Source organism: Elioraea sp. Yellowstone (genome assembly GCF_006704265.1).
Classification (GTDB): Bacteria; Pseudomonadota; Alphaproteobacteria; order Acetobacterales; family Acetobacteraceae; genus Elioraea.
The window spans coordinates 1-12,235 of record NZ_VIKA01000098.1 but is presented as its reverse complement, the minus strand read 5'-3'; the positions used below and the strand labels follow the sequence as shown (position 1 = coordinate 12,235).

Genomic DNA, 12,235 nt, shown 5'->3' with positions numbered 1-12,235 from the left:
CGGCCGGGCAGGCTGCGCGACTGCTGGGCGGCGGCCGGCAGCGGCAGGGCCGCGAGCGCGGCGAGGAACGGGCGGCGTCTCATCGCGCCACCATAGGCCGGACGCGCCGCGAGCGCAGCGCAGAGCCGCGTGAGGCCGCATCGGGCTTGCCCGCGGCGCCGGCGCTCGCCAAGTTCGACGCGACAGGACGAGGGATGCGGGAACCATGGCCGAGAGCCTCGCAGTCGCGATCCAGATGGATCCGATCGAGACCATCAACATCGACGCCGACAGCACCTTCGTGCTGGGGCTGGAGGCCGAGAAGCGCGGGCACCGGCTGTGGCACTACCTGCCGCGGCACCTGGCGCTCTCGGCCGGGCGGGTACTGGCGAAGGCGCGGCGGCTTGCGCTCAGGCGCGAGCACGGCAACCACTGCACCCTCGGGCCGTGGGAGGAGCTCGATCTCGCGACCATGGACGTGGTGCTGATGCGCCAGGACCCGCCCTTCGACATGGCCTACATCACCGCGACCCACATCCTCGAGCACATCCATCCCCGAACCCTGGTGGTGAACGATCCGGCCTCGGTGCGCAACGCGCCGGAGAAGCTGTTCGTCACGCACTTCCCCGACCTCATGCCGCCCACCCTGATCACCGCCGACCGTGACCAGATCATGGCGTTCCGGCGCGAGCACGGCGACATCATCCTCAAGCCGCTGTTCGGCAACGGCGGTGCGGGGGTGTTCCTGGTCAGGCAGGACGACATGAACCTGAACGCGCTTCTGGAGCTGTTCACCGAGCGCTCGCGCGAGCCCCTCGTGATCCAGCGCTACGTGCCCGAGGTGCGCAAGGGCGACAAGCGCATCATCCTGGTGGACGGCGAGGCGATGGGCGCGATCAACCGCGTGCCGGCGGAGGGCGAGGCGCGGTCGAACATGCATGTCGGCGGACGGCCGGAGCGGACGACGCTGACCGAGCGCGAGCGCGAGATCTGCAGGCGGATCGGGCCCGCCTTGCGCGACCGCGGCCTGATCTTCGTCGGCATCGACGTGATCGGCGGGTATCTGACCGAGATCAACGTGACCTCGCCGACGGGGCTGCAGGAGGTGGCGCGGTTCGAGGGGGTTCACCTGGAAGCCTATATCTGGGACGCGATCGAGGCGCGGATCGGGCGCTGAGCGCGCGCGGTGCATCCGCCGTTGCGCTGGCAGCGCAGGGGGGCCGGGAGGAGGGGGCGGGGATCGGGCGTGTTGCGCCGGTCCGAGGAGCGGCTGTGCGCGGCCGTTCACCGGGTGGCGGTCATGCCGCGGTCCGCGCCTGTTTGCGCTATTCTCCGCCGTGATGCCGACGGACACGATCGGGCCGTACGATCGCGGTTTCCGCGAGTTCACCGAAGCCTATGAGGCGTTCGGTTTCGCCGACATCCACCGTGATGCGGTGCCGTTCCTGCCGCGCATCCCTGGCCTCGTGCTGGATGTGGGCGCGGGCAGCGGCCGGGACGCGGCCTGGTTCGCCGAGCAGGGCTGGGATGTCCTGGCGGTCGAGCCCGCCGCGTCGCTGCGCGCCGAGGCGGCGCGCCTGCATGACTCGCCCCGCATCCGCTGGCTCGATGACCGCCTTCCCGCCCTCGCGGGCGTGCATCGCCTGGGCCTCGCCTTCGACCTCGTCTGGCTCAGCGGGGTCTGGATGCATGTCGCGCCGGAGGATCGTCGGCGCGCGATGCGCAAGCTCGCGACGCTCCTGAGGCCGGGCGGGCGCATGGTGCTGACGCTCCGGCACGGGCCGGCGCCGGACGGCCGGCCGATGTGGCCCGTCGACGCGCACGAGGTGGAGCGGCTGGGTCTCGAGTTCGGGCTGGCGCTGCGGGTGGCGACCGAGCGGCGGGACGACCTCCAGGGGCGGGAGGGCGTGCGCTGGCAGACGGTGATCCTGGATCTGCCGGATGACGGCGTCGGCGCCCTGCCGCTGCTGCGCGGGGTGATCCTGAAGCAGGAGAAGGCGGCGACCTACAAGCTCGCGCTGCTGCGGGCGATCGCGCGCATCGCCGATGCCTCGCCGAACGTCGCGCGCGAGGCGGATGAGCATGTCGAGCTGCCGCTCGGCCTGATCGCGCTCTACTGGATCAGGATGTTCAAGCCGTTGCTGGAACGCGGCTTGCCGCAGATGCCGGAACGGCTGGGCGCGGCGCCGGCCTTCGCGCGCGAGTCGTTCCGGGGCCTGGCCGCGGTCGCGCCTCATGAGCTGCGGCCGGGCGCGCTCTTCACGGCCGAGACGGCGGCGATGCTGAGGCGCGCGCTTGCGGATGCTGCGCGCACGATCGCGGAGATGCCGGCGACGCATCTGACGTTCGCCGACGACACCCCCGTGTTTCCGACCGTGTACGGCCGCATCCCCGGACGGTCGGACAACTTTGCTGCGACCGAGGAGACGCTCTGGTCCTACGGGACGACGCGGGTGCCGCTGACGGTGTGGCAGGCGCTCAGGCGGATGAGCGCCTGGGTCGAACCGATGCTGGTCGCCGAATGGGTTCGGCTGACGCTCGGCTACGGCGAGCGCGCGGGCCGGAGCGTGGCGGCGGACGAGGTGATCGGGGCGTTGCGCTGGATCGAGCCGGAGCGCGACACGCGGATCGTGCGCCAGCTCGCGCTCGATCGTCTTGCCACCGGCAGGGCGGTGCGCTGCGTCTGGACCGGACGGTCGCTCGGCCCCGACACGATCGACATCGACCACTGCCTGCCCTGGTCGGCCTGGGCCTGCAACGACCTCTGGAATCTCCTGCCGAGCTCACGGGCGATCAACCAGCGCAGCAAGCGCGAGCGCCTCGTCGCCGGGCCGGTGCTCGGGGCGGCCCGCCGGATGATCCAGGACTGGTGGGACGGCGCCTATCTCTCGGCGGGGACGGCATTGCGGCTGCGGTTCGTGGAGGAGGCGCGCACCAGCCTGCCGGTGGCGAAGGAGCGCGAGCCGGACCTGGACGAGATCTTCGCGGCGCTGGAGTTCCGCCGCCTGCGCCTGCGCCAGGAGGCGCAGGTGGCCGAGTGGGCGGGCCCCGGCGCCGCGCCGCGTCATCGCCTGGCGATGAGCGCGATCACGTCGGGTTCTGGCGCATCACCGCGCTACCATGACCTCGCCACTGCTCCTCGCGCGCCCGCGCCGGACGCAACGCCGCGTAAAGGCATAAAGTCGTAAAGCGGTAAAGTGGGCGGGGCGCGGTGTCGGCAGCGATCAGAGCGACGCCAGCACCGCCGTCGCAACCCCCAGATAGATCAGCACACCCGCCACGTCCGCCATGGTCGTCACCAGCGGCGCCGAGGCCGCCGCCGGGTCGGCGCCGAGGCGCGACAGGACGAACGGCAGCGACATCCCGACCAGGCTGCCCGCCAGCACCACCAGAACCATGGTGATGGCCACGACCAGGGCGATCTCCGGCCCGCCGCGCCACAGCCCGATCAGCGCGACCGCCGCCGCCATGGTCATCCCCAGCGCCACCGCCACCAGTGCCTCGCGCAGGAGCAGCCGGGCCCAGTCGCGCGCGACCACCTCGCCGGTGGCCAGTGCCCGCACCATCAGCGTCGCCGCCTGGCTCCCCGCATTGCCGCCGGAGGCGATCAGCAACGGCAGGAAGAACACCAGCGCGATGTGCGCGGCCAGGGTCTGCTCGTGCAGCGCCAGACCGAGCCCCGACAGAAGGTTCGCGAACACCAGCAGCACCAGCCACAGCACCCGCTTGCGATAGAGGATTCCGAGCGGCGCCGCCCCCACCGGCGCATGCGGTCCGGTCGCCGCGGCGAGCTTTTGGAAGTCCTCGGTCGCCTCGGCCTCGGCGACGTCCATGGCATCGTCGGCCGTGACGATCCCCACCATCATCTCGCCGCCGTTGATCACGGGAATGGCGGGCAGATCGTACTTGGCGATCGCGCGGGCGGCCTCCACGGCCGGATCCTCGGCGCGCACGAAGGGCGGATCGGCGCGCATCAGCGCCTGCACCCGCCGATCGGCGGGCGCGACCACCAGATCCTCGAGCGTCACCGTGCCCAGAAGGCGCCGCTCGGGCGAGAGGACGTAGGCGACCTGGATCGTCTCCTTGGCCGGTGCCTGGCTGCGCAGCGCCTCGATCGCCTCGCGCGCGGTCATCTCGGGGCGCAGCACGGCGTACTCGCTGGTCATCACCGCGCCGGCAGTGCCGGGGGCGTAGGAGGCGAGCTTGCGGATGTCCTCGCGCTCGGCGGCGGCGAGGGCAGGGGCAAGTGCCGCGCGGGCCGTCTCGTCCAGACGGTTCCAGAGATCGGCGCGTTCGTCCGCGTCCATCGCCGAGACCGTGGTGGCGAGCTCGCGCGGTGGCGCAACCTCGGCGATCGCGACCTGGGTGCGGGCGTCGAGATAGCCGAAGGTCTCGGCGCGGCGGGCGAGCGGCAGGCCGGCCAGCACCGCCCAGGCCTCGGCGGGCGGGCGCTGATCGAGCAGTCCTGCGAGATCCGCGGGATGCAGGGCGGTCGCGATCTCGGTCGGCAGGGCGCCGGCGGCGCCGAGGGGCGTGCAGGTCATGGCCACGATCCTCCGTCTCGAACGGGCGCTCCGGGCCCGGGGAGGATGTGGCGGCCGGTCAGCGGCTCAGCGCGCGTCCCCCCCGACGCCTTGCGGCGCGGTGCAACGTGAAGCGAGGACTTCCGCTTCCGTCGTCCATCGGGGTCTCCATCGGCTGCTGAGCGATGCGCGCTGCGGCCCTCCGCCGCGCGGCGGCGGTATGGCAAACCCGGCCTGCGGGGTCAACCGCGATGCCGCCGCCGGGCGGCAGGCTTCGCCGCCCGGCAGGATTTGCCCGGACGGATGCGTGCCGGCAGGGTTTGCCGGGCCTGCCTGACCGGCGTGCCGGCACATGCTGCCGCGTGTCCCGGGCACAGGAGCAAGTGACTGATTTTGCAGCATTAACCAAGGATTCAGAAATGTCTCGTTAATGCATCGATCTGGCACGGCGGTTGCGAGGCTGCCGCCAGCCGGCCGCCGCCCGTTCCAGTTCGGACCATCGGGGCGCGCGGGGCGGCGGAACGGAACCCGGTTGAAGGAGACGACGATGTCCTCGATCAACACCAACGTCACGGCGATGGCGGCCATCCGCTCGCTGTCGATGATCAACAACAACATGCAGACCACCCAGGCGCGCGTCGAGTCGGGCCTGCGCATCAACAAGGCGAACGACGATCCGGCCGTGTTCGCGATCGCCCAGACCATGCGCGCCGACCTGAAGGGCATGGAGGCCGTGCGCGACAGCCTCGCCTTCGGCAAGGCGACGCTGACGGTCGCGCGCGATGCCGCGACCAAGATCTCCGACGAGCTGGCCCGGCTGAAGCAGACCGTCACCCAGGGCCAGCAGCAGGGCATCGACGCCACCACGGTGCAGAACCAGATCGACCAGGCGCTGGAGAACATCAACGCCTATGCCCGCAGCGCCACCTTCAATGGTGTGAACCTGCTGGACGCCAATGCCGCCAGCAGCACCGCGAACGCGAACCTGAGCGTGATCACCAACATCCAGGGCAGCAACTCGCTGACGGTGAACAACCAGGCGGGCACGGTCGCCGACCTTCAGCTCACCGGCCTGCTGCTGAACCAGGGCGGCGTGCAGGTGACCTTCGCCACCGGCTTCGACGTCGCCAACAACGAGGTCTTCGCGATCCAGGCGCAGGACGGGGCGCGCTACGTCTTCGAGTTCACCGACGGCACGGCCGCGCTGGTCACCCAGCCGGCGGGCGACGATCCGGGGACCACCGGCACCAACGAGATGGTCAAGGTGATCCAGGTCCAGTACGACGCCACGACGCAGACGCCGTTCGACGCGATCTCGGCGCTCGCCAACGCGATCCAGGCCGAAGGCTTCGGCGCCACCCTGAACACCACCGGCGGCGGCTTCACCCTCGACATCACCGGCGCGATCGACGCCGCGGCGACCGAGGATACCGGCACGCTGTACGACGGCACGACGATCCCGACCGCGATCATCGGCGACGGCGCATCCGCCGCCGCCACGGTCGCGACGATCACGGGCGCGACGGCCGGCAACACGGCGATCGCCGCGGTCGATGCCGCGATCTCGACCATCAACACGACGCTCGCCAATCTCGGCGCGTCGATCCGACAGGTCGAGGGGCTGCAGGACTACAACAAGCAGCTGACGGACTCGATCAAGGAGGGCCTCGGCGCGCTGGTGGACGCCGACCTCGCCGAGGAGAGCGCGCGGCTCACCAGCCTGCAGACCAAGCAGCAGCTGGCGATCCAGTCGCTCTCGATCGCCAACCAGCAGGGCCAGAGCCTGCTCGGCCTGTTCCGCTGACCACCAGGGGGGCGGCGGGCGAACCGCCGCCCCTCTCCCACGCTGATGACGGACGCCCGCCATGTCGCTCCGCCGCTATGCCGCCGTCCTCGACGCCGCCGAGACCCCGCGCGAGGCCGAGGCGCGCGCCTTCCGCCACGTCAACGCCCTGCTCGCCGCCGCCGCCGACACGCCGTCCCGCGTCGCCGCCCTGCACAAGACCCATCAGCTCTGGGGCATCCTGCTCTCGGCGCTGGTGGAGCCGGATCATCCCATGCCGGCCGACCTCAGGGCGCGGCTCGCCTCGCTCGGGCTCTGGGCGCAGCGCGAGTGCTTCGCCCGCATGGGCGATGACGGTTCGCTCGAACCGCTCATGGCGGTTCATCGCGACATGATCGAGGCGCTGTCGGCCCGGCCCGCCGCGACGGCGCCCGCGGCCGCCGCGGCCCCGGCCGCGCAGGCCTTCGTCCCCGCGGTCGCCTGATGCTCCACGGCCTCGGCGCCGCCACCGCCTGGTCGGTCCTGCAGAGGAACGGCGAGGCGCTGCAGGCGCGCTTCGAGGCGCGCAAGGACGTCACGCGCGAGGTCGAGCGGTTCCGCCAGCGCGCCGCCGAGATCGGCTCGATCGACGAGCTGATGAAGGATCGGCGCACCCTCACCTTCGTGCTTGAGGCCTTCCAGCTCGAGAGCGAGGTCGACAAGCGCGCGGTGGTGCGCAAGCTGCTGACCGACGATCCGGCCGATCTCGGCAGCTTCGCCAACCGCATGGTCGATCCGCGTTACCGCCAGATCAACCAGACCTTCGGCTTCGACGACCCCACCAAGCCCCCGCTCGCCGACCCCGAGCGGGTCGAGGCGATCATCCGCAAGACGCTGACCAACCGCTTCGAGAAGGCGAACGGCGAGGCAAACCCCGGCCTGCGCGAGGCGATGTACTTCAAGCGCATGATCGGCACGGTCAGCGACGTGAAGGGACTGATGGGCGATCGCGTGCTCACCGCCGTCGCCCGCACCGCGCTCGGCCTGCCCAAGCAGTTCGGGCTGCTCGACTACGAGCAGCAGAAGGCGATCCTGGAGAAGCGCCTCGACCCGCAGAAGTTCAAGGATCCGGCCTGGGTGGACCGCTTCGTGCAGCGCTATCTGACGCTGAACGAGGATGCCGCGGCCCCCGCCGCCGACCCGCGCCTCGCGCTGTTCGGCGGCGGCGACGGCGGCGCGGGCGGCCTGCTCGGCCTCGTCGGCGCGACGCTCAATCTGCGGCTCTGAACGGTCTCAGGACAGGCCCTCGATCTCGCCCGCGTCGTCCAGCGTGATCGCCTCGGCCGCCGGCACCCTCGGCAGTCCCGGCATCGTCATGATCTCGCCGGCGAGTGCCACCACGAACTCCGCACCCGCCGCGAGCCGCACCTCGCGCACCGGCAGCACGTGCCCCTCCGGCGCGCCGAGCAGCGTCGGGTCGGCGCTGAAGCTGTAGGGCGTCTTGGCGACGCAGACCGGCAAATGGCCGAACCCGGCCGCCTCGAACGCGGCCAGCCGGCTGGCCGCCGCCGGCGCGATCGCGACCTCGGCCGCCCGGTACAGGCGCGTCGCGATCGTCCGGATCTTCTCCGCAAGCGGCATCTCGCGAGGATAGATCGGGGTGAAGGACGGCGCGGCCGCGCCGAGCCGCGCGGCGACCGCCCGCGCAAGCGGCATCGCGCCTGCCGACCCGTCCGACCAGTGGGTGCAGGGATGCGCCTCCGCCCCCTCGGCGGCGGCGGCGTCCGCGACCGCTGCGATCTCCGCCGGCGTGTCGTTCGCGAACCGGTTGACGCAGACCACCACGGGCACGCCGAACAGGCGCATGTTCCCGATGTGGCGGCGCAGGTTCGCCGCCCCCCGCCGGATCGCGGCGACATCCTCCCGGCCGAGCGCGGCCTTCGCCACGCCGCCATGCATCTTCAGCGCCCGCACCGTGGCGACGATCACCGCGCAGTCCGGCGCGATCCCGGCCTGGCGGCACTTGATGTGCAGGAACTTCTCGGCGCCGAGATCGGCGCCGAACCCGGCCTCGGTCACGACGACATCGGCGTGGGCGAGCGCCAGACGCGTCGCGATCGCGCTGTTGCACCCGTGCGCGATGTTGGCGAACGGCCCGCCATGGACGAAGGCGGGCGTGCCCTCCAGCGTCTGCACCAGATTGGGGTTGAAGGCATCGCGCAGCAGCGCCGCCATCGCACCGTCCGCCTTCAGATCGGCCGCCGTCACGGCCGAGCCGTCGCGCCGGTGGCCGACGATGATCCTGCCGAGCCGCCGCTTCAGGTCGGCAAGATCGCGCGCCAGACAGAGCACCGCCATGACCTCGGAGGCGGCTGTGATGTCGAACCCGTCCTCGCGCGGAAACCCGTTGGCCGCGCCGCCGAGCCCGATCACGAGCTGGCGCAGGGCGCGGTCGTTCATGTCGAGGGCGCGTCGCCAGGTGATGCGACGTGGATCGAGCCCGACCCCGTTTCCCCAGTAGAGATGGTTGTCGATCAGCGCCGCAAGCAGGTTGTGCGCCGCCGCAACGGCGTGGAAGTCGCCCGTGAAATGGAGATTGATCTCCTCCATCGGCACGACCTGCGCATAGCCGCCGCCGGCTGCCCCGCCCTTCACGCCGAAGCAGGGGCCGAGCGAGGGTTCGCGCAGGCAGGCAGCGGCGCGAAGCCCGAGGCGGCGCAGCGCATCGGCGAGCCCGACCGTGGTCGTGGTCTTGCCCTCCCCCGCCGGGGTCGGGCTCATACCGGTCACCAGGACGAGGCGGCCCCTCGGCTCCGGCGTGCCCTCGCTGCCGATCCGCACCTTGGCGATATGATGTCCGAAGGGATGCAGCGCCTGCTCGGCGATGCCGATCGCCGTCGCCACCTCGGCGATCGGCCGGAGCCGTGCCGCGCGCGCAATCGCGATGTCCGGTGACTGCACCATCGTCTCTCCCGCTGGAACAGTTGGAAGGCCGTGCGTTGTCGCGCCATGCTGCGTGCACGTGCTGTGCGCAGCAAGAGCCCCTCGCGGGAGGTCATGCTCACCGTGCATGGAACGCGTCGAATGGCACGCGATCAGAATCAATCACCCTTGCAACGGGTGCGTGCGGAGGACTAGGCTCGCGCATCGCAGGTCATCGTCCCCCCGATGCGACCTGCGCCTGCCGATGACACGGGGATCTGCCGGCACGCAGCGCGGCCCGTTGTCCGCGCGCATCTCGGCCCTCCCTGCTGCGCCGGATGACGGAGGAGCGCGCATGCCAGTCAACCCGACCTTCCCCGGCGTCTACATCGAGGAAGTCCCGTCAGGCGTCCGCACCGTGGTCGGTGTCGCGACCTCGATCGGCGCCTTCGTCGACGGCTTCGCCCGCGGCCCGCAGAATGTCGCGATCCGCGTGTTCGGCATGGCTGATTTCAGCCGCGAGTTCGGCGGCCTGCATCGTGACAGCCCGGGCAGCTACGCGGTGCGCCAGTTCTTCGAGAACGGCGGATCGGAGGCGCATGTCGTGCGCGTCGCCTCTCCGGACGCGAGTGCGGCCACCGCCACCTTGACCGACGGTGCCGTGGGCGACGCGGGTGCCGCCGCCATGCTGACGGTCACGGCCGGACGCCAGCTGCGCGGCCAGCTCTTCCCCGATCCGGGTCTGTGGGGAAACAACCTCTATCTCGAGATCGACTACGACTGCGCCAACAGCGAGACGCAGTTCAATCTCACGATCAGCGAGATCGTCGAGGTCGGCGGTCGCCGTACCACGGCGCGGACCGAGACCTTCCGCAACCTGACCCTGGCCGTCGACACCGAGCACAGCGCCGATGAGGTCGTGAACAATGCGTCACGTCTTGTCAACGTGACGATGGTCGGCTCGCCGCCCGACCGCCCCGCCTCCTCCGGAACGCTCGGCGCCTCCCTGCCGGCGGCCCCGGGCGCCGCCGCGGCGACCCTCGCCCTGACGGTGGATGCGGGGTCGGGCGCACAGTCGTTCCAGGTCGAGAAGCCGGCGAATGTCGGCTGGGCCCAGCTCCGTCCGCTGCTCGAGGCGGCGATCCGCGGCGTGGCGCGCACCGCCGGGCTTGCCGCCGCCGACCGGGACGCGTTGGCGGGTGCGACGGTGCGCCTGCTCGGCAACGGCACGACCGCCACCCCGTTCCGCTTCCACGTCTCGCCCGGGCGCGGCGGCGCGGCGGCGCTGAACGCGCGGCTGACCTTCGGCGGCGCCGATGTCGCGACGCTCGGCCTCTCGGGCGCTGGTTCGCTCGCCAATGACGGTCTCTATCGCCTCGGCGGCGGCGCCGACGGCACGATGCCGGTCGCGGATACGACCCTGATCGGCGACGCGGCGACCAAGACCGGGCTCTATGCGCTCGAGGATGTCGACCTGTTCAACATCCTCTGCATCCCGCGCGCGGCCGACCTCTCGGGCACCGCGATGCGTGCCGTGTACAGCGAGGTGATCGGCTATGCGGAGCGCCGGCGCGCCTTCGCCCTGATCGACATCCCGGCGAGCGTGAACGACCTCGACCGGGCGCTCGCATGGCTCACCGACAACGAGGTGCTGCGGCACCGCAACGCCGCGGTGTTCTTCCCGCGCACGCGCGTGCCCGACCCGCTGAACGGCAACCGCCCGCGCGCGATCGGCACCTCCGGCACGATCGCCGGGCTGTTCGCGCGCACCGATGCCGCGCGCGGCGTCTGGAAGGCGCCCGCGGGAACGGAGGCGCGGCTGCGCAATGTCGACAGCCTCGACTACCTGCTCACCGATCCGCAGAACGGCGTGCTCAATCCGCTCGGCGTGAACTGCCTGCGCACCTTCCCGATCTACGGCACGGTGGCCTGGGGCAGCCGCACGCTGGAGGGTGCGGACGCGCTCGCCTCGGACTGGAAGTACATCCCCGTGCGGCGCTTCACGCTGTTCCTCGAGGAGTCGCTGTTCCGCGGCACCAAGTGGGTGGTGTTCGAGCCGAACGACGAGCCGCTCTGGGCGCAGATCCGCCTGAACCTGGGCGCCTTCATGCAGAGCCTGTTCCGCCAGGGCGCGTTCCAGGGTGCAACGCCGCGCGACGCCTACTTCGTCAAGTGCGATGCCGAGACGACGACGCAGGACGACATCAATCGCGGCGTGGTCAACATCGTGGTGGGCTTCGCGCCGCTCAAGCCCGCGGAGTTCGTCATCATCCGCATCCAGCAGATGGCCGGCCAGATCGAGGCCTGAGGAAGGAGCGACCCCGATGGCCCAGTTTACCGTCAACGCCTTCCGCTTCGACCCTTACAAGAACTTCAAGTTCCGGGTGCGGTGGGACGGCCGCTACGTCGCCGGCATCTCGAAGGTCTCTTCGCTCAAGCGCTCGATCGAGGTCGTCGAGCACCGCGAGGGCGGCGACCCGAGCCTCTCCCGCAAGTCGCCCGGACGGGCCAAGTTCGAGCCGATCACGCTCGAGCGCGGCGTCACGCACGACACCGACTTCGAGGCCTGGGCGAGTGCCGTATGGAACTTCGGCGCCGGCCTCGGCGCCGAGGTCGCCTTGCGGTCGTTCCGCAAGGACATCCTGATCGACCTCTACAACGAGGCCGGCCAGCTCGTGCTCGCCTACAAGGTGTTCCGCTGCTGGGTGAGCGAGTACCAGGCCCTGCCGGACCTGGATGCCAACGCCAATGCCGTGGCGATCCAGATGATCCGGCTCGAGAACGAGGGCTGGGAGCGCGACACCGACGTGCCGGAGCCGTCAGAGCCGGGCTGATACGCCGGACGCGGGGATCCGCCCGATGGGCACGGATCGGATCACGGGCGCGGGAATCGCCGTCCACCCGCCTTCGGGCGAGGACGAGGAGGCGCTCCTGGAGGCGATCGCGTCTGGCGCGCCGGTCGCCGCGGCGCTGACGCTGCTGCTCGGCCGCTGCGCGCAGGCGGACGGGGTGCCGCTCGGCGCGCGCGCGGCCGCGCTCACCGTGGGGG

The 12,235-nt window shown here is 71.3% G+C and carries 10 protein-coding genes; 8 read left to right on the top strand and 2 right to left on the bottom strand.

Annotated features, from left to right (window positions below; translation table 11 throughout):
• Nucleotides 1-205: 205 nt before the first annotated feature.
• On the top strand, nucleotides 206-1,156 hold the full coding sequence (gene gshB, locus FK498_RS13210; protein WP_141855302.1) for a glutathione synthase: 951 nt from the start codon (nucleotides 206-208) through the stop codon (nucleotides 1,154-1,156).
• 163 nt (nucleotides 1,157-1,319) lie between these two features.
• Nucleotides 1,320-3,167: a methyltransferase gene (locus FK498_RS13205; protein ID WP_141855300.1), complete on the top strand. Its 1,848-nt coding sequence runs from the start codon at nucleotides 1,320-1,322 to the stop codon at nucleotides 3,165-3,167.
• Nucleotides 3,168-3,203: 36 nt separating this feature from the next.
• Here the strand turns inward: FK498_RS13205 and mgtE are convergent, their stop codons facing one another.
• Nucleotides 3,204-4,523, bottom strand: coding sequence for a magnesium transporter (mgtE, locus tag FK498_RS13200; RefSeq protein ID WP_141855298.1), 1,320 nt, complete (start codon nucleotides 4,521-4,523; stop codon nucleotides 3,204-3,206).
• Between the two features lie 526 nt (nucleotides 4,524-5,049).
• On the opposite strand from mgtE, the gene FK498_RS13195 reads away from it, so the two are divergent.
• The 3 genes from FK498_RS13195 (at nucleotide 5,050) to FK498_RS13185 (ending at nucleotide 7,551) form a co-directional block, all read left to right on the top strand.
• Entirely contained in the window at nucleotides 5,050-6,306 is a 1,257-nt protein-coding gene (locus FK498_RS13195) for a flagellin (protein ID WP_161988411.1), read from the top strand.
• A 61-nt stretch (nucleotides 6,307-6,367) separates the two neighbouring features.
• Nucleotides 6,368-6,769 carry a flagellar biosynthesis regulator FlaF gene (locus FK498_RS13190; protein WP_141855295.1) on the top strand — a complete coding sequence of 134 codons (402 nt, stop codon included), beginning with the start codon at nucleotides 6,368-6,370 and terminating at the stop codon, nucleotides 6,767-6,769.
• Nucleotides 6,769-7,551 carry a DUF1217 domain-containing protein gene (locus FK498_RS13185; RefSeq protein ID WP_141855293.1) on the top strand — a complete coding sequence of 261 codons (783 nt, stop codon included), beginning with the start codon at nucleotides 6,769-6,771 and terminating at the stop codon, nucleotides 7,549-7,551. The genes FK498_RS13190 and FK498_RS13185 overlap by 1 nt, the downstream gene beginning before the upstream one ends.
• Nucleotides 7,552-7,557: 6 nt before the next feature.
• Here the strand turns inward: FK498_RS13185 and FK498_RS13180 are convergent, their stop codons facing one another.
• Complete coding sequence (locus tag FK498_RS13180) at nucleotides 7,558-9,228, bottom strand: formate--tetrahydrofolate ligase (RefSeq protein WP_141855292.1); 1,671 nt, start codon at nucleotides 9,226-9,228, stop codon at nucleotides 7,558-7,560.
• Between the two features lie 313 nt (nucleotides 9,229-9,541).
• On the opposite strand from FK498_RS13180, the gene FK498_RS13175 reads away from it, so the two are divergent.
• From FK498_RS13175 to FK498_RS13165, 3 genes are all read left to right on the top strand, one after another.
• Nucleotides 9,542-11,494 (top strand): phage tail sheath C-terminal domain-containing protein, encoded by a 1,953-nt coding sequence (locus FK498_RS13175; protein ID WP_141855290.1) that lies wholly within the window; start codon nucleotides 9,542-9,544, stop codon nucleotides 11,492-11,494.
• 16 nt (nucleotides 11,495-11,510) lie between these two features.
• The gene (locus FK498_RS13170) at nucleotides 11,511-12,020 is read left to right on the top strand and encodes a phage tail protein (protein WP_141855288.1); all 510 of its coding nucleotides are present in this window, start codon (nucleotides 11,511-11,513) and stop codon (nucleotides 12,018-12,020) included.
• Nucleotides 12,021-12,045: 25 nt separating this feature from the next.
• Nucleotides 12,046-12,235 (top strand): hypothetical protein (locus FK498_RS13165; RefSeq protein ID WP_141855286.1); only part of this gene is annotated, 190 nt, incomplete at its 3' end.